Source organism: Levilactobacillus brevis ATCC 14869 = DSM 20054 (assembly GCF_001433855.1).
GTDB classification, from domain to species: domain Bacteria; phylum Bacillota; class Bacilli; order Lactobacillales; family Lactobacillaceae; genus Levilactobacillus; species Levilactobacillus brevis.
On record NZ_AZCP01000001.1, the window covers coordinates 240,502 to 259,272 of the forward strand.

The 18,771-nt window shown below is 46.0% G+C and carries 17 protein-coding genes; all 17 read left to right on the forward strand.

The window, feature by feature from the left end; translation table 11 throughout:
- The first annotated feature begins 46 nt into the window (after nt 1-46).
- Entirely contained in the window at nt 47-850 is an 804-nt protein-coding gene (rpsB, locus tag FC61_RS01375; protein ID WP_011668024.1) for a 30S ribosomal protein S2, read from the forward strand.
- A gap of 149 nt (nt 851-999) precedes the next feature.
- On the forward strand, nt 1,000-1,884 hold the full coding sequence (gene tsf, locus FC61_RS01380) for a translation elongation factor Ts (protein ID WP_011668023.1): 885 nt from the start codon (nt 1,000-1,002) through the stop codon (nt 1,882-1,884).
- 146 nt (nt 1,885-2,030) lie between these two features.
- Nucleotides 2,031-2,753, forward strand: coding sequence for a UMP kinase (pyrH, locus tag FC61_RS01385; protein ID WP_011668022.1), 723 nt, complete (start codon nt 2,031-2,033; stop codon nt 2,751-2,753).
- A 2-nt stretch (nt 2,754-2,755) separates the two neighbouring features.
- A complete protein-coding gene (gene frr / locus FC61_RS01390) occupies nt 2,756-3,313 on the forward strand; it encodes a ribosome recycling factor (RefSeq protein WP_021741162.1) in 558 nt (185 codons plus the stop codon).
- A gap of 26 nt (nt 3,314-3,339) precedes the next feature.
- Entirely contained in the window at nt 3,340-3,762 is a 423-nt protein-coding gene (locus FC61_RS01395; RefSeq protein WP_011668021.1) for a hypothetical protein, read from the forward strand.
- 102 nt (nt 3,763-3,864) lie between these two features.
- A complete protein-coding gene (locus FC61_RS01400) occupies nt 3,865-4,653 on the forward strand; it encodes an isoprenyl transferase (RefSeq protein ID WP_039104486.1) in 789 nt (262 codons plus the stop codon).
- 21 nt (nt 4,654-4,674) lie between these two features.
- Nucleotides 4,675-5,466: a phosphatidate cytidylyltransferase gene (locus FC61_RS01405; protein ID WP_021741164.1), complete on the forward strand. Its 792-nt coding sequence runs from the start codon at nt 4,675-4,677 to the stop codon at nt 5,464-5,466.
- 95 nt (nt 5,467-5,561) lie between these two features.
- Complete coding sequence (gene rseP / locus FC61_RS01410) at nt 5,562-6,839, forward strand: RIP metalloprotease RseP (RefSeq protein WP_021741165.1); 1,278 nt, start codon at nt 5,562-5,564, stop codon at nt 6,837-6,839.
- Nucleotides 6,840-6,874: 35 nt separating this feature from the next.
- Nucleotides 6,875-8,584: a proline--tRNA ligase gene (locus FC61_RS01415; RefSeq protein WP_021741166.1), complete on the forward strand. Its 1,710-nt coding sequence runs from the start codon at nt 6,875-6,877 to the stop codon at nt 8,582-8,584.
- 92 nt (nt 8,585-8,676) lie between these two features.
- Nucleotides 8,677-13,014 carry a PolC-type DNA polymerase III gene (locus FC61_RS01420; RefSeq protein WP_021741167.1) on the forward strand — a complete coding sequence of 1,446 codons (4,338 nt, stop codon included), beginning with the start codon at nt 8,677-8,679 and terminating at the stop codon, nt 13,012-13,014.
- Between the two features lie 200 nt (nt 13,015-13,214).
- Nucleotides 13,215-13,490, forward strand: a complete 276-nt coding sequence (locus tag FC61_RS01425; RefSeq protein ID WP_011668015.1) for a hypothetical protein — start codon at nt 13,215-13,217, stop codon at nt 13,488-13,490.
- Between the two features lie 126 nt (nt 13,491-13,616).
- Nucleotides 13,617-14,090: a ribosome maturation factor RimP gene (gene rimP / locus FC61_RS01430; protein ID WP_011668014.1), complete on the forward strand. Its 474-nt coding sequence runs from the start codon at nt 13,617-13,619 to the stop codon at nt 14,088-14,090.
- A 23-nt stretch (nt 14,091-14,113) separates the two neighbouring features.
- Entirely contained in the window at nt 14,114-15,316 is a 1,203-nt protein-coding gene (nusA, locus tag FC61_RS01435) for a transcription termination factor NusA (RefSeq protein ID WP_021741169.1), read from the forward strand.
- A gap of 26 nt (nt 15,317-15,342) precedes the next feature.
- Entirely contained in the window at nt 15,343-15,639 is a 297-nt protein-coding gene (gene rnpM / locus FC61_RS01440; RefSeq protein ID WP_011668012.1) for an RNase P modulator RnpM, read from the forward strand.
- Entirely contained in the window at nt 15,632-15,934 is a 303-nt protein-coding gene (locus FC61_RS01445) for a L7Ae/L30e/S12e/Gadd45 family ribosomal protein (RefSeq protein ID WP_021741170.1), read from the forward strand. The genes rnpM and FC61_RS01445 overlap by 8 nt, the downstream gene beginning before the upstream one ends.
- Before the next feature lie 47 nt (nt 15,935-15,981).
- Entirely contained in the window at nt 15,982-18,324 is a 2,343-nt protein-coding gene (infB, locus tag FC61_RS01450; RefSeq protein WP_021741171.1) for a translation initiation factor IF-2, read from the forward strand.
- Nucleotides 18,325-18,343: 19 nt separating this feature from the next.
- Nucleotides 18,344-18,694 (forward strand): 30S ribosome-binding factor RbfA, encoded by a 351-nt coding sequence (gene rbfA, locus FC61_RS01455; protein WP_011668009.1) that lies wholly within the window; start codon nt 18,344-18,346, stop codon nt 18,692-18,694.
- The last annotated feature ends 77 nt before the right edge of the window (nt 18,695-18,771 follow it).

Consider the following 18,771-nt stretch of genomic DNA (forward strand, 5'->3'; position numbering starts at 1 on the left):
GCGATCTCGGGGGAGGAAATCAAAAACTATTTGGAGGCATTTTATCATGGCTGTTATTTCAATGAAACAACTGCTCGAAGCCGGTGTCCACTTTGGTCACCAAACCCGTCGTTGGAACCCTAAGATGAAGCAATACATCTTTACGGAACGTAACGGTATCTACATCATCGACTTACAAAAGACGGTGAAGTTAATCGATGCTGCTTACAACTACATGAAGGACGAAGCTGCTAAGGGCGCCGTTGTTCTGTTTGTTGGGACAAAGAAGCAAGCACAAGACTCTATCGAAGAAGAAGCAACTCGTGCAGGTCAATACTACGTTAACCACCGTTGGTTAGGTGGGACTTTGACTAACTGGGAAACCATCCAAACTCGGATCAAGCGTCTGAAGAGCTTGAAGAAGATGGCAACTGATGGCACGTTTGATGTTCTTCCTAAGAAGGAAGTTTCCTTGCTGAAGAAGTCTCAAGACAAGTTGGAACGCTTCTTGGGCGGTATCGAAGATATGCCTAAGTTACCTGACGTTATGTTTATCGTTGACCCTCGTAAGGAACAAATCGCTGTTCACGAAGCACAAAAGTTGAACATTCCGATTGTTGCGATGGTTGATACGAACACTGACCCAGACGAAATTGACGTGGTTATCCCATCTAACGATGACGCTATCCGTGCCGTTCGTTTGATCACTTCAAAGATGGCTGATGCAATCGTTGAAGGCCGTCAGGGTGAAGACCAAGTTGACGAAAAGACCTTTGAAGGTCAAAAGTCTGAAGCCGCTGAAGGCGACAAGAAGACCGCTGACAACTCAATGGAAGATATCGTTAACGCGGTTGAAGGCGACAACAAGTAATTAAATGCAAGGTGTCAGTACTGACACTTTCCAAATATAAGATTTAAAGCACCTTAGGCTGGCTTAATGTTTAGGACCGATAATGGCCTGAGATTGAGTCAGTCTTTTTTGATGTTTTAGACGAATCAATAAAAGGAGGCCATTACACTATGGCAAGCAAAATCACGGCAGCACAAGTTAAGGAATTACGTGACAAAACTCAAGTTGGGATGATGGACGCAAAGAAGGCTTTGGTTGCTTCTGAAGGCGACATGGACAAAGCAATTGATTTCTTGCGTGAAAAAGGAATTGCTAAGGCCAAGAAGAAGAGCGGCAATGTTGCGGCTAACGGTTTGGCTCGAGTTAAAGAAGACGGTAACACAGCAGCTATTATCGAAGTGAACTCAGAAACAGACTTCGTGGCAACTAACGATACGTTCAACGCCTTGGTTGATACGATTGCTGACACGATTGCTGAAAAGCAACCTGCTGACTTAGATGCTGCTTTGGCCTTGACGACGGCTGATGGGTCAACCATCAACGATGCTATTGTGAAGACGACACAAGTTACTAGTGAAAACGTGCAATTACGTCGTTTTGCTGTTGTTAAGAAGACCGATGGCCAAGTATTCGGTTCATACTTGCACCAAGGTGGTCAAATCGCCGCTGTTGTTGTCTTAGATGGCGCTGATGAAGCGACGGCTAAGGACGTTGCCATGCACGTTGCAGCTATCAACCCAGAATTTGTTTCTCGCGATGACATTCCAGCTGAACGGTTGGATCACGAACGTGAAGTATTGAAGCAAGAAGCTTTGAATGAAGGCAAGCCTGAAAAGATCGTCGAAAAGATGGTCGAAGGTCGCCTACACAAGTTCTTGTCAGAAATCAGCTTAGCTGACCAACCATTCGTTAAGGATGGCGATCAGACAGTGAGCCAATTTGTTGCTAGCAAGGGTGGTAAGTTAGTGACCTTTGTTCGTTACGAAGTTGGTGAAGGTATCGAAAAGCCAGTTGCTGACTTGGCAAAAGAAGTTCAAGACCAAATCAACGGCTAATTTGTCAGAAAAGCGTAGGTTTCCGTTGGGAAACTACGCTTTTTTGTTAGCAATTTGACAAAATAGGCGGTTTTCCTAACCCCTGACTATCACTAGCCCGGGGTTTATGATAGAATTATTGTCAGAATACAATAGGAGGAAACACAATGGCGGACGTAAAGTATAAACGGATTATGCTAAAACTCAGTGGTGAGGCTTTGGCCGGTGACAAAGGGTTTGGCATTAATCCGCCAGTCATCAAGACCGTCGCAGAAGAAGTCAAGGATGTTTATAACCTGGGCATTCAGATTGCGATTGTGGTTGGTGGTGGCAACATGTGGCGCGGTGAAGCTGGTGCCCAAATGGGTATGGAACGTGCCCAAGCTGATTACATCGGAATGTTGGCAACCATTATGAATGCGTTGGCCTTACAGGACAATTTGGAGTCAATTGGTGTACCAACGCGGGTGCAAACTTCTATTGAAATGCGGCAAATTGCAGAGCCTTATATTCGACGCAAAGCGATTCGGCACTTAGAAAAAGAACGCGTGGTTATTTTTGCCGGAGGAACGGGTTCCCCGTACTTCTCTACGGATACGACTGCTGCGTTACGGGCAGCTGAAATCAATGCTGATGCGATCTTAATGGCGAAAAATGGTGTTGATGGCATTTACTCTGCTGATCCTAAGAAAGATCCAGCAGCAGTGAAATTTGATCAACTAACGCAACTTGATATCATCAATAAGGGCTTGAACGTCATGGATACAACGGCAAGTTCACTTTCTATGGATAATGACATTCCGTTTGTCGTTTTCAATTTAAATGAGAGCGGGAATATCCGGAAAGTCGTTGAAGGCGAAAATATTGGAACGACAGTTAGGGGTAAATAATAATGGCTGATCAGATTATTGAAACAGCACAAGCAAAAATGACAAAGGCAGAAGAGGCCTTAAAGCGCGAATTGGGATCTATTCGGGCTGGTCGGGCTAACGCCAGCATCTTAAATCGGGTGATGGTTGAGTACTACGGTGCACAAACACCATTGAACCAAGTGGCCTCAATTACGATTCCGGAACCACGGATTTTAATGGTGACGCCTTATGACAAGTCAGCACTAGAAGACATTGAAAAGGGTATTTTGGAATCCGATGTGGGGATTACACCAGCTAACGATGGGACGGCCATCCGACTCGTTGTCCCACAACTGACTGAGGAACGGCGTAAGGAAATTGCTAAGCAAGTTAAAGCTAAGGCAGAAGAAGGCAAGGTTGCCGTTCGAAACGTTCGTCGAGAAGCCATGGATAACATCAAAAAGGGTCACAAGAATGGTGACTATACGGATGATGACCTGCATAACTTAGAAGACCAAGTTCAAAAAGTGACGGATAAGGCCATTAAAGGTGTAGATGCTATCGCGGCCGAGAAGGAACAAGAAGTGTTGACTGACTAAGCTCAACTAGACAAGGAGTGCTGAAAATGGCAGAAGACAAGCAAAACAACCAAGATAATATTGAAATTACCCCCGGTTCTAAAGAATTTGGCAAGATGGTTTTTCGGTTGAATAATCCAGTTAACGCTGAAAATGTCTCAATCTTGAACTATAATGGCGCTGAATTGGAAGAAATTCAAGAAGGCGTTTATGCGCAGCCAGCGTTCGTTAGCGATGATTTCAACCTCTTCTTTGTGGTAACACAATTGATCGGTGATGACTGGATCGTGGCGTTCTCAAAGGCCACGATTGAAAATGGTAATGAGATTACCGATTTGTCGGACCCACTGCCAACGGGTGAAGGCTTGAACCTGTTGGGTCAAGTAAGTGCAGATGATGCCAACAACTTGTTGAGCTACTTCGGCACCTTGGCTGATGCGAAACGCGGCGAATGGCGGTTAATTGAGTAGCCGTTCAAAAACTAAAGTTTTCGCTCAATTTGGGGGCCGGGATAGTTTCCCGGTCCTTTTTTTGTTATGATGAATGGTTGTAAAGACCAATGGAGGTGCGCCGTGTTTTCATTTTTTAGTAAAGATCAAACGACTGGCGAAGTCGCGGAACATCAATTAGACGAAGCCAACATTCCCGCCCACATTGCCATCATCATGGATGGTAATGGTCGGTGGGCTCAGCAACGGCATTTGCCCCGGATTGCCGGACACAAACAGGGGATGAATACTGTGAAGACGGTGGCGAAGGCTGCCAGTCACCTGGGCGTTAAGGTATTAACACTCTATGCGTTTTCAACCGAAAATTGGAAGCGACCCAATGCAGAAGTGAATTACCTCATGAAATTACCAGTGGATTTCTTTGGGACGTTTGTGCCTGATTTGATTAAAAATAATATTCGCGTGAAGGTCATGGGCTATACGGATCAATTACCGGCTGCGACACAAAAGGCGGTGGCTGATGCTATTGCAGATACGCGGCATTGTACAGGGATGGTTCTGAACTTTGCGCTAAATTATGGTGGGCGAGCTGAATTGGTGACGGCGGTTCAACACGTTGCTCAGCAAGTTCAAAGTGGTCAACTAGATCCAGCAGAAATTGATGAGACAACGTTTGATCGACAATTGATGACGGCGGATTTAGGTGAACTTCGCGACCCGGATTTGTTGATCCGAACGAGTGGGGAGAAACGTTTGTCTAATTTCATGCTCTGGCAGGTCGCCTACAGCGAATTTGTCTTTATGCAGCAGCACTGGCCTGATTTTGATCAAACGGCCCTAGAAACGGCAATTTATGAGTATCAACAGCGACACCGGCGATACGGTGGACTGACTCCTGACACGGAGAAATAATTTTATTGAGGAGTTTTTAACATGAGACAACGGGTTATTACGGCAGTTGTGGCGTTAATTATCTTTATTCCGATTATCGTTGCGGGCGGTATTTGGGTAGACATTGCGGCATTTGCCTTAGGATTAGTGGCATTATCAGAAGTTTTGATTATGCGTAAGAAGTTATTGGTAAGCCCGGAAGCCATCATTTCCGGCATTGGTATTTTGGCAGTGATTGCGCCTCAGAGTTGGTGGGGTGAACTGCTACCAAGTTACTTGAAGCCTTGGTATATTGTTTATTTATTTATCTTATTGCTCCTGATGCGAACGGTGGTATCGCGAAATCGCTTCTCCTTTGACGATGCTGGTGTGATTACATTAAGTATGCTTTACATTGGGGTCGGTTTTCATTTCTTTATTGCCGCCCGGGCGATTAGCTTGGTAGCTCTGTTATACGCGCTGTTCATCGTGTGGACGACAGATTCTGGTGCCTACATGATTGGCCGGAAGTTAGGTAAACATAAATTAGCGCCGCACATTAGTCCTAATAAGACGTGGGAAGGTTCCATTGGTGGGTCACTAGTGGCCACGATTGTGGGGAGCGTGTTTTGGTATTTCTTCCCAATTGGGCACTTTAGCCTAGGGATTATGATTATTTTGACGCTGATCTTTTCTGTGGTTGGTCAATTTGGCGACTTGGTTGAATCGGCACTTAAACGGTACTACGGTGTGAAAGATTCTGGGAAGATTTTGCCCGGTCACGGTGGTATCTTAGATCGGTTTGATAGCCTCTTACTGGTATTACCGGTTATCCATTTGTTTGGATTGATTTAGCGCGGCTGCTGACTTGCGTCGTCTGGGGTCCTAGGGTATGCTAGGGAGCAGATAAAAAGCGCAGGCTACTCACGACTGAAGAAGGGACGACATCTGTGATTACAACGATTATTACCTTTATCATTGTCTTTGGGATTTTGGTCATTGTCCATGAATTCGGGCATTTTTACTTTGCCAAGCGAGGCGGCATTCTCGTCCGTGAATTCTCGATTGGGATGGGGCCAAAATTGGTTTACCATCGTGGCAAAGATGGCACGACCTACACACTACGGTTATTGCCAGTGGGCGGTTACGTCCGAATGGCGGGTGCCGAAGATGACGAAGAAGAGCTGAAACCGGGAACGCCAGTCAGCTTGTACGTGGGCATTGACGAAAAGGTTGAACGAATCAATACCAGCAAAAAATCCACGTTATTTAACGGTATTCCGTTAGAAGTTACCGCAACAGATCTAGAGAATGAATTGTGGATTGAGGGCTATGAAAATGGTGACGAGAGTGCCATTAAGCGTTATGCGGTTGCTCACGATGCCACGGTGATTGAAAGCGATGGTACGGAACTGCAAATTGCCCCTAAGGACGTTCAATTTCAGTCGGCATCGTTAGGCCGGCGATTGATGACGAATTTCGCTGGGCCGATGAACAATATCTTATTAGCGATTGTCACCTTTATGTTGATGTCCTTTGCCCAGGGGGGCGTTTCAATGGGCACGAATCAGGTTCAAGTAGCTGATTCACCGGTATCAGTGGCGAAACAAGCCGGCGTGAAGACCAACGATAAGATTACGGCAGTCAATGGTCGAAAGACCACCAGCTGGACTGATCTTAGTACAGCGATTCAGCCATTGGCTAACAAGAAAACAACGCTGACGATTCAAAGGGGATCGACAACCAAACATATTACGGTGACACCTAAAGGTGAAACTTCTAACGGTAAGACGGTGGGAATGATTGGGATCACGCAAGCCCAAGATAAGAGCATTGGGGCCATCTTAGCTTCTGGATTTACACAGACGTGGACGATGACCAAAGCGTTGTTTGGGGCTTTGTGGCACATGGTTTCTGGTCACTTTAGTTTGAACGATTTAGGCGGACCAGTCGCCATTTTTGCCACAACCTCACAGGCAACCAAGTTTGGCTTGGTTGGCGTGTTGAATTTCTTAGCCTTTTTATCAATTAATTTGGCAATTGTGAACTTACTGCCAATTCCAGCCTTGGATGGTGGTAAAATATTATTAAACTTTATTGAAGCTATTCGGCGTAAGCCGCTTTCAGAAAACGTGGAAGCCGCAATTACGTTGATTGGTGTGGGGTTCTTAGTTCTGCTCATGCTACTGGTGACGTGGAATGATATTGAACGCTACTTTATTCATTAAGGAATTCGGTTATTACGAGAAGGGACTATTTGACTATGAAACAATCACAACTACTCATTCCGACGTTAAAGGAAGTACCGAATGACGCCGAAGCTCTGAGCCATCAGATGATGCTACGTGCCGGGTACATTCGCCAGGTTACCGCCGGTATGTATGCTTACCTACCGCTGGCATTTCGGGTGTTGACGAACATTGAAACGATCATTCGTGAGGAAATGGAAAAAATCAATGCCGTTGAAATGCTGATGCCAGCTGTATTGCCAGCATCACTATGGCAGGAGTCCGGTCGGTATGAAACGTACGGTCCCAACTTGTTTAAATTTAAGAATCGGCACGACAGTGATTTTATTTTGGCACCGACTCATGAAGAGACGTTTACCATGTTGGTTCGTGACGCGATTAAGTCGTACAAGCGACTACCACTGGTGATGTACCAAATCCAGCCTAAGTATCGGGATGAAGATCGACCACGTTATGGGTTGTTACGCGGCCGCGAATTTATTATGAAAGATGCTTATTCATTTTCTTTGAGTGATGAAGATCTTGATCGGATTTATAACCAGATGGAGCAGGCTTATGAAAACATCTTTGATCGGATTGGTTTAAACTATCGGGCCATTGTTGGTGATGGTGGTGCTATGGGTGGTAAGGATTCTAAGGAATTCTCTGCAATTGCCCCTGTTGGTGAAGATACCATCGTTTATTCTGATTCGTCAGACTACGCGGCTAACTTGGAGATGGCTAAGAGTCTCTTCGTTAGCAAAAAATCACATGCCCAACTGGCTGATCTCGAAAAGATTGCCACACCAGGTGTCCATAGTATTGCCGAATTGGCCGAATTCTTAGACGTTAAACCAGCGACGTTAGTCAAGAGTATGCTTTACGTCGCGGATGACCAACCAGTAATGGTCTTGGTTCGTGGCGATCATGAAGTTAATGAAACGAAACTAAAGAACTATTTAAATGCTGATTTCTTGAATCCAGCAACACCAGAAGACGCACAGAAGTATTTAGGCGCAAACTTCGGTTCATTGGGACCTGTTGGTGTCAGTGAAGATGTTAAAATTTTGGCTGACCAATACGTGGGCGACATGGTTAACGTGGCTGTTGGTGCTGACGAAGATGAGCACCACTACCTTAATGCCAACCTCGACCGTGACTTCCGGGTAGATGCGTTTGCTGATCTTCGTGAAGTTCAGCCGGGGGATTTATCACCAGACGGTTCCGGTGTCTTGAAGTTTACTAAGGGGATTGAGATTGGCCATATCTTTAAGCTGGGGACCCGGTATTCCGATGCCTTGGGTGCGACAGTGCTTGATGAAGGCGGCCGTCAAAAGCCCGTTGTGATGGGATCGTATGGTATTGGAGTTAGTCGACTCTTATCAGCCATTGCTGAACAACAAGCTGATGACAAGGGCTTGGTTTGGCCCCGGAATATTGCACCATTTGATATTCATTTAGTTCCGGTCAACTTGAAGAAGGCTGACCAGGCACAGCTGACCAGTGAGTTAGAAGAACAATTAACGGCTAAGGGTTACCGCATCTTAACGGATGATCGAAAGGAACGACCTGGCGTTAAGTTCGCTGATTCTGATTTGATGGGGATTCCAGTTCGAATCACTATCGGTAAAAAAGCTGGTGAAGGGATTGTCGAAATTAAAATTCGGAAAACTGGTGAAACCGTCGAAGTGATTAAAGACGAAGTTGCTAGCACCGTTGAAATTCTCTTTAAAGACATTGACTAGCTGTTAATGTCGTTTAGCAATTATGAGTTGTGGATATGAGAGGTCGGGACAAACGTCCTGGCCTCTTTTAGCCAGACGAAAGGAGTTTAATTGTGGACGAAGATCGCCATGCTTTATTTGAAAAGCTACTACAACAATTAGATTTGACTAGTGAAGCCGATCAGCCTTACTTCCAAACGGCCACGGTGGATCGTTTAACCGTACATGAACAATCGCGTCGCTGGCAATTTTTATTGAAATTACCAAGCATGTTGCCTTTTACGGCGTTTGTAGACTTTCACAATCATTTACAGGTCGCTTTCCGGGAAATTGCGACGGTTGAGGCGACCATTGAAGTGGACCAGCCAGAGTTAACCAACCGGTTACTGGGTGACTACTGGGAGTGGATCGTTAAGAATAGTGGACTGACCAGTAATTTGATTCAGGAGCTTTGTCAGTCGCAAGTACCAGAGTTAGATGAGAACAATCGGGTCTTACTCTATGCCCAAAATGAAGTGGTTAAAGACTTCTTGAGCAATCAGGCACTAGGGCCGATTGAATCGGCTTACCGTCGTGCGGGATTTCCGAAGTTCAATATTCATGTGATGATTGACGAATCTAAATCTCAGGCCAAAATTGATGAATTCAAAGCGCGGCAAGAAAAGACGGATGCGCAACTGGCGCAACAGGCCGCTGCGGCGATTGAAAAGGCTAACCAGAAACGCCAATCACAAGGGGATACGCCAGCTGCTGAAGGGCCAACCCAGATTGGTAAGGCCATTAAGGGGGATCAGCCAGTCACTAAGATGATTGACATCACCCAAGAAGAACGGTCAGTCGTTGTGGAAGGCTATGTTTTTGAAAAAGAAGTTCGGAAGCTACGCTCGGGACGCCAGCTATTGACACTAAAAATTACTGACTACACCTCGTCTTTTGCGGTGAAAAAGTTCTCGCGTGGGGCTGAGGATGAGGCGCAATTTGCCGGTGTTGAAGAAGGTAGTTGGGTCAAAGTCCGGGGGAACGTTCAGGAAGACACGTATATGCATGATTTAGCGTTAAATGCCTATGATATCAATCAGGTGAAACATGCTAGTCGGCAAGACACGGCACCCGAAGGAGAAAAACGGGTGGAACTGCATTTGCATACCAGCATGAGCCAAATGGATGCGACGAATCCCATTGGCGATTACGTCAAGCAAGCTAAAAAGTGGGGAATGCCGGCACTGGCAATCACGGACCATGCCGATGTTCAAGGGTTCCCAGCGGCGTTTAATTCGGCGGCTAAGGCCGGTATTAAAATGCTTTATGGGGTCGAAGCCAACTTGGTGGATGACGGTGTACCTATCGGGTATAACAGTGCGCACGTTCCCTTAGATGGGGCGACCTATGTGGTCTTTGACGTGGAAACGACCGGGTTATCTGCCATTTATGACAAAGTGATTGAATTATCAGCGGTCAAAATGGAGCATCAAAACGTGGTTGATCAGTTCGAAGAATTCATTGACCCGGGCTTCCCACTGTCGGAACAGACGACCAACTTAACGAGTATCACCGATGATATGGTGGCCGGGTCCAAATCTGAAGAAGAGGTCTTCAAACTTTTCCGTGAGTTCTGTGGTGATGCAATTATCGTTGGGCATAACGTCACGTTTGACGTGGGGTTCATGAATACCGGGTACCAACGTCACGGAATGGCAGAGATTAGCAACCCAATCATTGATACCTTAACGTTGGCACGTTTCTTGTACCCAACGTTAAAGAGTTATCGACTAAATACATTGGCTAAACGTTTCCATGTCAGCTTGGAGCACCATCACCGGGCCGTGTATGATGCGGAATCCACTGGACATTTGAATTATCTATTCTTAAAGGATGCCGAGGACCGTTATGACATTCAATATCATGACCAGTTAAACGATCATATGACTGATAATGATGCTTATAAGCATGCCCGACCGAATCACGCGATTCTGTTAGCTAAGACCCAAGCGGGGCTTAAAAACATGTTTAAATTGGTGTCGGCTTCTAACGTTGACTACTATTATCGGGTGCCACGGGTCCCTCGCAGTGTTCTAGAGGAGTATCGAGAGGGAATCATCGTTGGTTCCGCCTGTTCGTCGGGAGAAGTCTTTACGGCGATGATGCAAAAAGGTCAAGTAGAAGCGGCCGCTAAAGCTAAATTCTACGATTACCTTGAGGTTCAGCCCTCAGCTGCCTATCAACCGTTGATTGAGTCAGGACTTATCGCCGATCGGGAAAATATGGAAGAAATCGTGCGTAACATGGTGAAACTTGGTCATGATTTAAACAAACCGGTGGTTGCGACGGGGGATGTTCACTTCTTAAATCCCGATGATTATATTTACCGTAAAATTCTGATTCATTCGCAAGGTGGCGCCAATCCATTGAATCGGCAAGAGTTGCCAGACGTCCATTTTATGACGACTGACGAGATGTTAACCGATTTTGCTTACTTGGGCGAAGAGACGGCTAAAGAAATTGTTGTAACCAATACGCAAAAGATTGCTGATGACATCGATGAAGTTCATCCGTTAAAAGATAAGCTGTACACACCGCGAATGGAAGGGGCCGAAGATGAAATTCGGCAACGGACGATGGATACGGCACACGCGATGTATGGCGATCCTTTACCCGAACTGGTTCAGCATCGAGTGGACCGTGAACTTAAGTCAATTATTGGTAACGGGTTCTCTGTTATTTACCTGATTGCGCAACGGCTGGTAGCCAAGTCCAATAAGGATGGTTACTTAGTTGGGTCACGGGGGTCTGTGGGGTCCAGTCTGGTTGCGACGTTAACCGGAATTACTGAGGTCAATCCTTTACCGCCACATTATCGGTGTCCAAAGTGCCAGTATTCGCACTTCTATACCAAAGGGGAATATAGCTCAGGGTATGATTTGCCTGAAAAAGATTGTCCTGAATGTGGCACACTGATGATTGGCGACGGCCATAACATTCCGTTTGAAACGTTCTTAGGTTTTAAGGGGAATAAGGTTCCGGATATTGATTTGAACTTCTCCGGGGACTATCAACCGATTGCCCATAACTATACGAAAGTATTGTTTGGTGAAAAGAATGTGTACCGGGCCGGAACGATTGGTACCGTGGCCGACAAGACGGCTTACGGCTATGTGAAGGCTTATGAGCGAGATACTGAGCAAACCTTCCGCGGCGCTGAGATTGATCGGCTAGCCAAAGGGGCTACTGGGGTCAAACGAACGACTGGGCAACATCCAGCGGGGATTATTGTTGTGCCAGATTATATGGATATCTTTGATTTCACACCGATTCAGTACCCGGCTGACGACCAATCGGCAGCTTGGCAAACGACCCACTTTGATTTCCATTCGATCCATGATAATATTTTGAAAATCGATATTTTAGGGCATGATGATCCAACCATGATTCGGACCTTACAAGATCTTTCAGGTGTTGATCCAACGACGATTCCCATGGATGATCCCGGTGTGATGGGGTTATTCTCCGGGACAGATTCGCTGGGGGTTACGCCGGAACAAATTCAATCGAAGACCGGAACGTTAGGTGTTCCTGAATTTGGGACGCGGTTCGTGCGGGGGATGTTAGAGGAAACGCATCCCCAAAATTATTCGCAGCTACTGCAAATTTCCGGACTTTCTCACGGAACTGATGTGTGGTTAGGCAATGCTGAAGAGCTCATCAAGAACGGAACGGCAACGATTGCTAACGTGATTGGTTGTCGGGATAACATTATGACCGACTTGATTAACTTCGGGTTGGATTCTGAAACGTCATTCCAAGTGATGGAACACGTGCGGAAGGGCCGGGGAATTCCCGACGAGTGGCAAGAAAAAATGAAAGCCACCGACTGTCCGGACTGGTACATTGATTCTTGTTTGAAGATCAAGTACATGTTCCCCCGGGCCCATGCGGCTGCTTACGTTTTGATGGCGTTGCGGGTGGCGTATTTCAAGGTCTATTTCCCAATTATCTATTACGCGGCTTACTTCTCTGTGCGGGCCGATGATTTTGATGTTGTGGCGATGTCGCAAGGAAAGACAGCTGTCAAAGCCGCCATGAAAGCGATCAACGATCAAGGGATGGACGCGTCTGCCAAAGATAAAAATCTGTTGACAGTACTGGAATTGGCTAATGAAATGCTTGAGCGGGGCTTTAAGTTCAAGATGATTGATTTGGAAAAGTCCGACGCTGCTGATTGGATTATCGATGGGGATACGTTAATTGCACCGTTCAAAGCAGCACCTGGGTTAGGATTAAACGTGGCGAAGCAAATTGTGGCGGCGCGTAATGATCGGCCATTTATCTCTAAAGAAGATTTGGCCAAGCGGGGTAAGGTCTCAAAAACATTGATTGATTTTATGACAGAAAACGGTGTATTAGCCGGTTTGCCAGACGAAAATCAACTCAGCTTGTTTGATGACTTAATGTAAGGTAACGGTATACTTGAAATTGGCTAACTGGCTGGATATTTTAATACCAGATAGTTAGAACGTAAAACCAGCCCAAGACCCACGTCTTGGGCTGGTTTTAAAGATGCGTAGTAAGCGCTTACAAACCCGACAAAATATGGTATACTTAGGCTGTGGAAATGAGAACCAGAAATAAACTCTAGCGAAAGCGGGTGTTCACCATGTTACGGCGGTTCGTACGGTTACCAGATGGGTGGATTTTTCTAGCAGGTTATTGTTTGATTGGTCTGGGCTACATTTTGTTTGGGACACTGGCCACGGTCGTATCAGCACCGTTTTTGGCATTAGTCATTGCGTACTTTCTGGCGGCCTTTGTGTTAACCGTAATTAAGGCGATTAGTTTGCGAAATATGGCAACGACCCGGCTGAATTTTCTGGTTTTTGAATTTATCACAATTGTTGGTTTTATTTTACTCTTAGTGACTGCCGAGTCATAAGTGGTCAAACAGTTGCAATCGCGGTGAAACTGTAGTAGAGTGGTGTTTGTAGTTAAACTCGTTTTTAAATGAGTGAGCAGTCATTGCTCACTCTTTTTAATGGAAAAATGTAGGAGGCGGAATTCTTTGAGTACTGTCGTCGAGACCGTGACGGCCTTAGCCCAGCCGATTGTGGCGCAGCATCAGTTTGAATTAGTTGACGTTGAATTTGTCAAGGAAGGCAAGAGTTGGTACCTGCGGCTCTACATTGATAAACCCGGAGGCATTAATATCGAGGAATGTGCGTTGGTTAGTGATGAAGTGTCTGAGAAGATGGACGCTTTAGATCCTGATCCCATTCCTCAAGCTTATTTCTTAGAGGTTTCTTCACCCGGCGCAGAACGTCCTTTGAAGAAGCCAGCCGACTTTGAAAAGGCCGTGGGTGATTATATTCACGTGTCGTTGTACCAAAAGATTGGTAACAGTAAAGTTTATGAAGGTACGTTGTTGTCATTAACAGCGGATAGCCTGGATTTAGAAGTGAATCTCAAAGGGCGCATCAAGACCTTAACGATTCCTCGCGATGCCGTTGCCCAAGCTCGGTTAGCCATCAAGTTCTAACTAAATAAGGAGCGAAACAGAACATGAGTAAAGAATTATTGGGTGCCTTAGATGTACTCGAAACGGAAAAAGGTATCGACAAGCAAGTTGTGATCGATGCTTTGGAAGCCGCATTAGTTTCTGCTTACAAGCGTAACTATGACCAGGCCCAAAATGTTGAGGTCGAATTCGATCAACGTAAGGGTGATATTCACGTTTATGCGGTCAAAAAAGTGGTCGATCAAGTATATGACTCACGTTTGGAAGTTGGTTTAGACGAAGCTTTGACGATCAACAAGGGCTATGAATTGGGCGATGACATTAAGTTTGAAGTCACTCCCAAGAATTTTGGCCGAATTGCCGCTCAGACGGCTAAGCAAGTGATTTTACAACGGGTACGAGAAGCCGAACGTAATATCATTTACAATCAATACAGCCAATACGAAAATGAAATCGTCACTGGTGAGGTTGAACGTCAAGATTCACGGTTTGTCTATGTGAGTTTAGGCAAGGTTGAGGCCGTTATGGGTCGTCAGGATCAAATGCCTAACGAAACCTATCGGATTCATGACCGGGTTAAAGTATACGTAACGCGGGTGGAAAATGCGACGAAGGGTCCCCAAGTCTTTGTTAGCCGAACTCACGCAGACTTGTTAAAGCGGTTGTTTGAACAAGAAGTTCCGGAAATTTATGACGGGACCGTTGAAATTATGGCTATTGCGCGTGAAGCTGGCGACAGAGCCAAGGTGGCAGTTCGTTCTAATAATCCAGATATTGACCCAGTGGGAACAAGTGTTGGTCCACGGGGGCAACGGGTTCAAACGATTGTTAATGAACTAGGCGGCGAAAACATGGACATTGTCGAGTGGACTGATGATGAAGCCAAGTTCATTGCCAATGCGTTGAATCCAGCGGAAGTTTTAGATGTGATCTTTGACCCGAACAACGAGCGTGCTTGTGAAGTCATCGTGCCAGATTACCAGTTGTCATTGGCGATTGGTAAACGGGGACAAAATGCCCGCTTGGCTGCTAAGTTAACCGGTTATAAGATCGATATTAAATCAGAATCCGAAGCATCTGCTATAATGGAAGCTGACCAGGCTGCTGATGAAGCAACAACTGGTGCTACTGTTAGCGAGGAAGATGCCACTGAACCCGCAGAAACAGTTGCTGACGATACCACTAGCGAAGAAACGCCAGTCAATGATGCAACGACGGATGTGGCGAGTGACGAATCAGCTGAGTAGCGAACAGTCCAAGGAGGGTTAAGCCCATGAAACAGCGAAAAATCCCGATGCGTAAAGACATCGTAACGGGTGAAATGGCACCCAAAAAGCAATTGGTTCGGGTTGTTCGGAACCAAGATCAAGAAGTCAGCATTGATCCGACTGGGAAGCAATCTGGCCGGGGAGCTTACATTAGCCTCGATGTTGAAATCGCAAAACGGGCTAAAAAGGAGCGGACTTTTGACCACGCTTTTAGTCTTAAAATCGATGATCAATTCTACGATGATTTAATAGCGTACGTTGATCATCAGCAAGCACGGCGGGAATTATTTGACCATGACTAATTCTGAACGTGCTTTACAATTATTAGGACTTGTCCGTCGAGCTGGTAAGTTAGTGACGGGTGAATCCTTTGTGTTAGCCGCTGTGCGGGACGGCTCGGCGAAGCTGGTCTTACTGGCTAGTGACGCGGGTCAAAGTAATCAAAAACAGTTCCGCGATAAAACAACGAGCTATCACGTTGAATTGAATGAATCGTTTTCTAAGGACCAGTTGAGCACGGCAATTGGTGCCGCGCGCACGGTCATTGCCACTACCGACGCGGGATTTGCCCGGAAGTTACAACAGTTACTCGCGTAGCCGCCTGACGTTCTCGCGCTCGGTGAAAGATAAAGGAGTGTGAAGATATGGGGAAAAAGCGAATTTATGAACTCGCCAAAGAAATTAATGTCTCCAGTAAACAAATCATCGCAAAGGCTGAAGAAAAAGGCTTTCCGGTGAAAAATCACATGTCAACGCTCGGCGAGAACGAAGAACGTCAGTTACGGGAGGCTTTTAAGCCACAGGCTAAGACCAGTCATGAACAATCGGCTGCGTCAGCACAACCGCAACGCAAGGCGCAACAGCCTCGGCGAGAAAAATCGCAAGGGACTGCGCGGACACAAACAACAGCACAAAAACCAGCAGGAAAACCTGCTAATCAAACACAACGTAACAACAATAATAAAAATAACGGCCAAACCGGGAATCGTCAGCATGAGCAACAACATTCCGGTACTGGCAGATTTGGTGGAAGCTTGAATAATAATACGAATAATAGCAACGGCCGGCGTAATAGCAACAATTCAAACAGTCGTGGTGGCCGTAATAGCCGCAATAACCGCAACAATCGCCGCCGTAATAATAACAATAATAACCGATACAAGAAGAACCAACGGATTAAAGACACGAACCAGCATAAGGGTGCGCCAGAACGGAAGAATAAGGCATTACCAGAAGTCTTAGTTTATACTGACGGGATGAATGCCCAAGATTTAGCTAAGATTTTACACCGTTCTTCGGCTGAAATTGTTAAGAAGCTCTTTATGCTTGGCGTGATGGTTAATCAAAACCAATCCTTGGATAAGGACACGATTGAAATCTTAGCCGATGACTATGGCATTCAGGCGCAAGAAAAGGTTGAAGTTGACGTGACCGACATCGATAAGTTCTTCGATGCGGAAATGGCTAATAAAGACTTTGAAGCACCACGAGCACCAGTTGTGACCATCATGGGACACGTTGACCATGGGAAGACAACGTTGTTGGATCACCTCCGGCACTCACACATCACGGATGGTGAAGCTGGTGGGATTACCCAGGCTATTGGGGCCTATCAAGTGCACTATAATGATAAGGTCATTACCTTCTTGGATACGCCAGGACATGCGGCCTTTACTGAAATGCGGGCACGTGGGGCTGAAATTACCGATATTACGGTCTTGGTTGTCGCTGCCGATGATGGTGTGATGCCACAGACTATCGAAGCCATTCACCATGCGAAAGCCGCAGGCACGCCAATTATTGTGGCGGTCAACAAGATTGATAAGCCAGGGGCTAACCCGAACCATGTGATGGAACAATTAACGGAATACGAATTGATTCCAGAAGACTGGGGTGGCGATACCATCTTTGTTGAAATCTCGGCGAAGTTTGGTAAGAACATCGACGAATTATTAGATATGATTCTGTTGCAGTCTGACGTGTTGGAATTAAAGGCTAACCCTAAGCAAAATGGGGTTGGGTCTGTGATCGAAGCCCGGTTGGATCAAGGTAAGGGGTCTGTTGCCACTCTGTTGGTTCAACAAGGAACCCTTCATGTTGGTGACCCCATTGTTGTCGGGAATACCTTTGGCCGTGTACGGACTATGGTTAACGAACGGGGTCGTCGGATTAAGGATGCTACGCCGTCAACACCCGTTGAAATTACCGGTTTGAATGACGTCCCAGAAGCTGGGGATCGCTTTGTCGTCTTTGATGATGAAAAGACGGCTCGGGCGGCTGGTGAAGAACGGGCCAAGGAAGCCTTGGTCAAAGAACGTCGGAACACGAGTCACGTCACGTTGGATAACCTCTTTGATTCCCTTAAGGAAGGTGAAATGAAAGAAGTTGACGTGATTATTAAGGCGGATGTTCAAGGTTCCGTTGAAGCCTTGGCTGGGAGCTTGAAGAAGATTGATGTATCCGGTGTTCGGGTCAACATCATTCATTCGGCCGTTGGGGCAATCAATGAAAGTGATGTCACTTTGGCAGAAGCTTCTGATGCCATCATTATTGGTTTTAACGTACGGCCAACACCACAGGCCCGGGCACAAGCTGATAGTGACAAAGTGGATATTCGCTTACACAACGTGATCTACAACGCTATTGATGAAATTGAAACGGCGATGAAAGGGTTACTTGAACCAACTTACGAAGAAGAAATTATCGGAGAAGTTGAAGTTAAGGATATCTTCCATGCGTCTAAGGTTGGTACCATTGTCGGTGGGATGGTAACGGAAGGTTACGTGACCTCTGAAAGTGATGTACGCTTGATTCGTGATGGCGTTGTCATTTATGAAGGTAAGTTGGGTAGCCTGAAGCGTTTCAAAGATGATGTTAAGCAAGTGAAGATGGGTTATGAATTAGGTTTGACGATCGAGAACTATAACGATGTCAAGGTGGGCGACGTTATCGAAGCCTACGTGATGAAGGAAGTTCCGGTTAAATAAAGTTCGGAGGCAACCAGCAATGGCACAATATCGAGTTGGCCGGTTGGAACAAGAAATCCAACGGGAAGTTACGGATATTTTACTAAAGCGCGTCCGCGATCCACGGGTCGAAGGCGTGACCGTTACCGGTGTGGAAGTCACAGGTGACTTGCAACAGGCAACGATTTACTACAGCATTTTATCGGACAAAGCCTCTTCTGCTGAAAAAACGGCGGCAGGGTTAAAGAAGGCCACCGGATTGATTCGTTCTGAGTTGGGCTCACGGTTAAGTATCTACAAGACGCCTGAGTTGACGTTTGAACAGGATGGATCTGTTCGGTATGGTAGCCGGATCGATGAATTGTTGAATGATCTTCATCACCAAGACTAATTGGTAATGGGAACATGAAGACGCTGATCTAGCTGGATCAGCGTCTTTTTATAACGGTAAAGGTTTAGGAGGCGTCA

What these genes read in the sequence shown, in the direction of transcription:
- FC61_RS01405 (WP_021741164.1), top strand. Translation starts at nt 4,675, where the DNA reads ATGAGACAACGGGTTATTACGGCAGTTGTGGCGTTAATTATCTTTATT.
- tsf (WP_011668023.1), top strand. Translation starts at nt 1,000, where the DNA reads ATGGCAAGCAAAATCACGGCAGCACAAGTTAAGGAATTACGTGACAAA.
- rpsB (WP_011668024.1), top strand. Translation starts at nt 47, where the DNA reads ATGGCTGTTATTTCAATGAAACAACTGCTCGAAGCCGGTGTCCACTTT.
- FC61_RS01445 (WP_021741170.1), top strand. Translation starts at nt 15,632, where the DNA reads ATGACTAATTCTGAACGTGCTTTACAATTATTAGGACTTGTCCGTCGA.
- nusA (WP_021741169.1), top strand. Translation starts at nt 14,114, where the DNA reads ATGAGTAAAGAATTATTGGGTGCCTTAGATGTACTCGAAACGGAAAAA.
- frr (WP_021741162.1), top strand. Translation starts at nt 2,756, where the DNA reads ATGGCTGATCAGATTATTGAAACAGCACAAGCAAAAATGACAAAGGCA.
- rnpM (WP_011668012.1), top strand. Translation starts at nt 15,343, where the DNA reads ATGAAACAGCGAAAAATCCCGATGCGTAAAGACATCGTAACGGGTGAA.
- pyrH (WP_011668022.1), top strand. Translation starts at nt 2,031, where the DNA reads ATGGCGGACGTAAAGTATAAACGGATTATGCTAAAACTCAGTGGTGAG.
- FC61_RS01395 (WP_011668021.1), top strand. Translation starts at nt 3,340, where the DNA reads ATGGCAGAAGACAAGCAAAACAACCAAGATAATATTGAAATTACCCCC.
- FC61_RS01425 (WP_011668015.1), top strand. Translation starts at nt 13,215, where the DNA reads ATGTTACGGCGGTTCGTACGGTTACCAGATGGGTGGATTTTTCTAGCA.
- rbfA (WP_011668009.1), top strand. Translation starts at nt 18,344, where the DNA reads ATGGCACAATATCGAGTTGGCCGGTTGGAACAAGAAATCCAACGGGAA.
- FC61_RS01415 (WP_021741166.1), top strand. Translation starts at nt 6,875, where the DNA reads ATGAAACAATCACAACTACTCATTCCGACGTTAAAGGAAGTACCGAAT.
- infB (WP_021741171.1), top strand. Translation starts at nt 15,982, where the DNA reads ATGGGGAAAAAGCGAATTTATGAACTCGCCAAAGAAATTAATGTCTCC.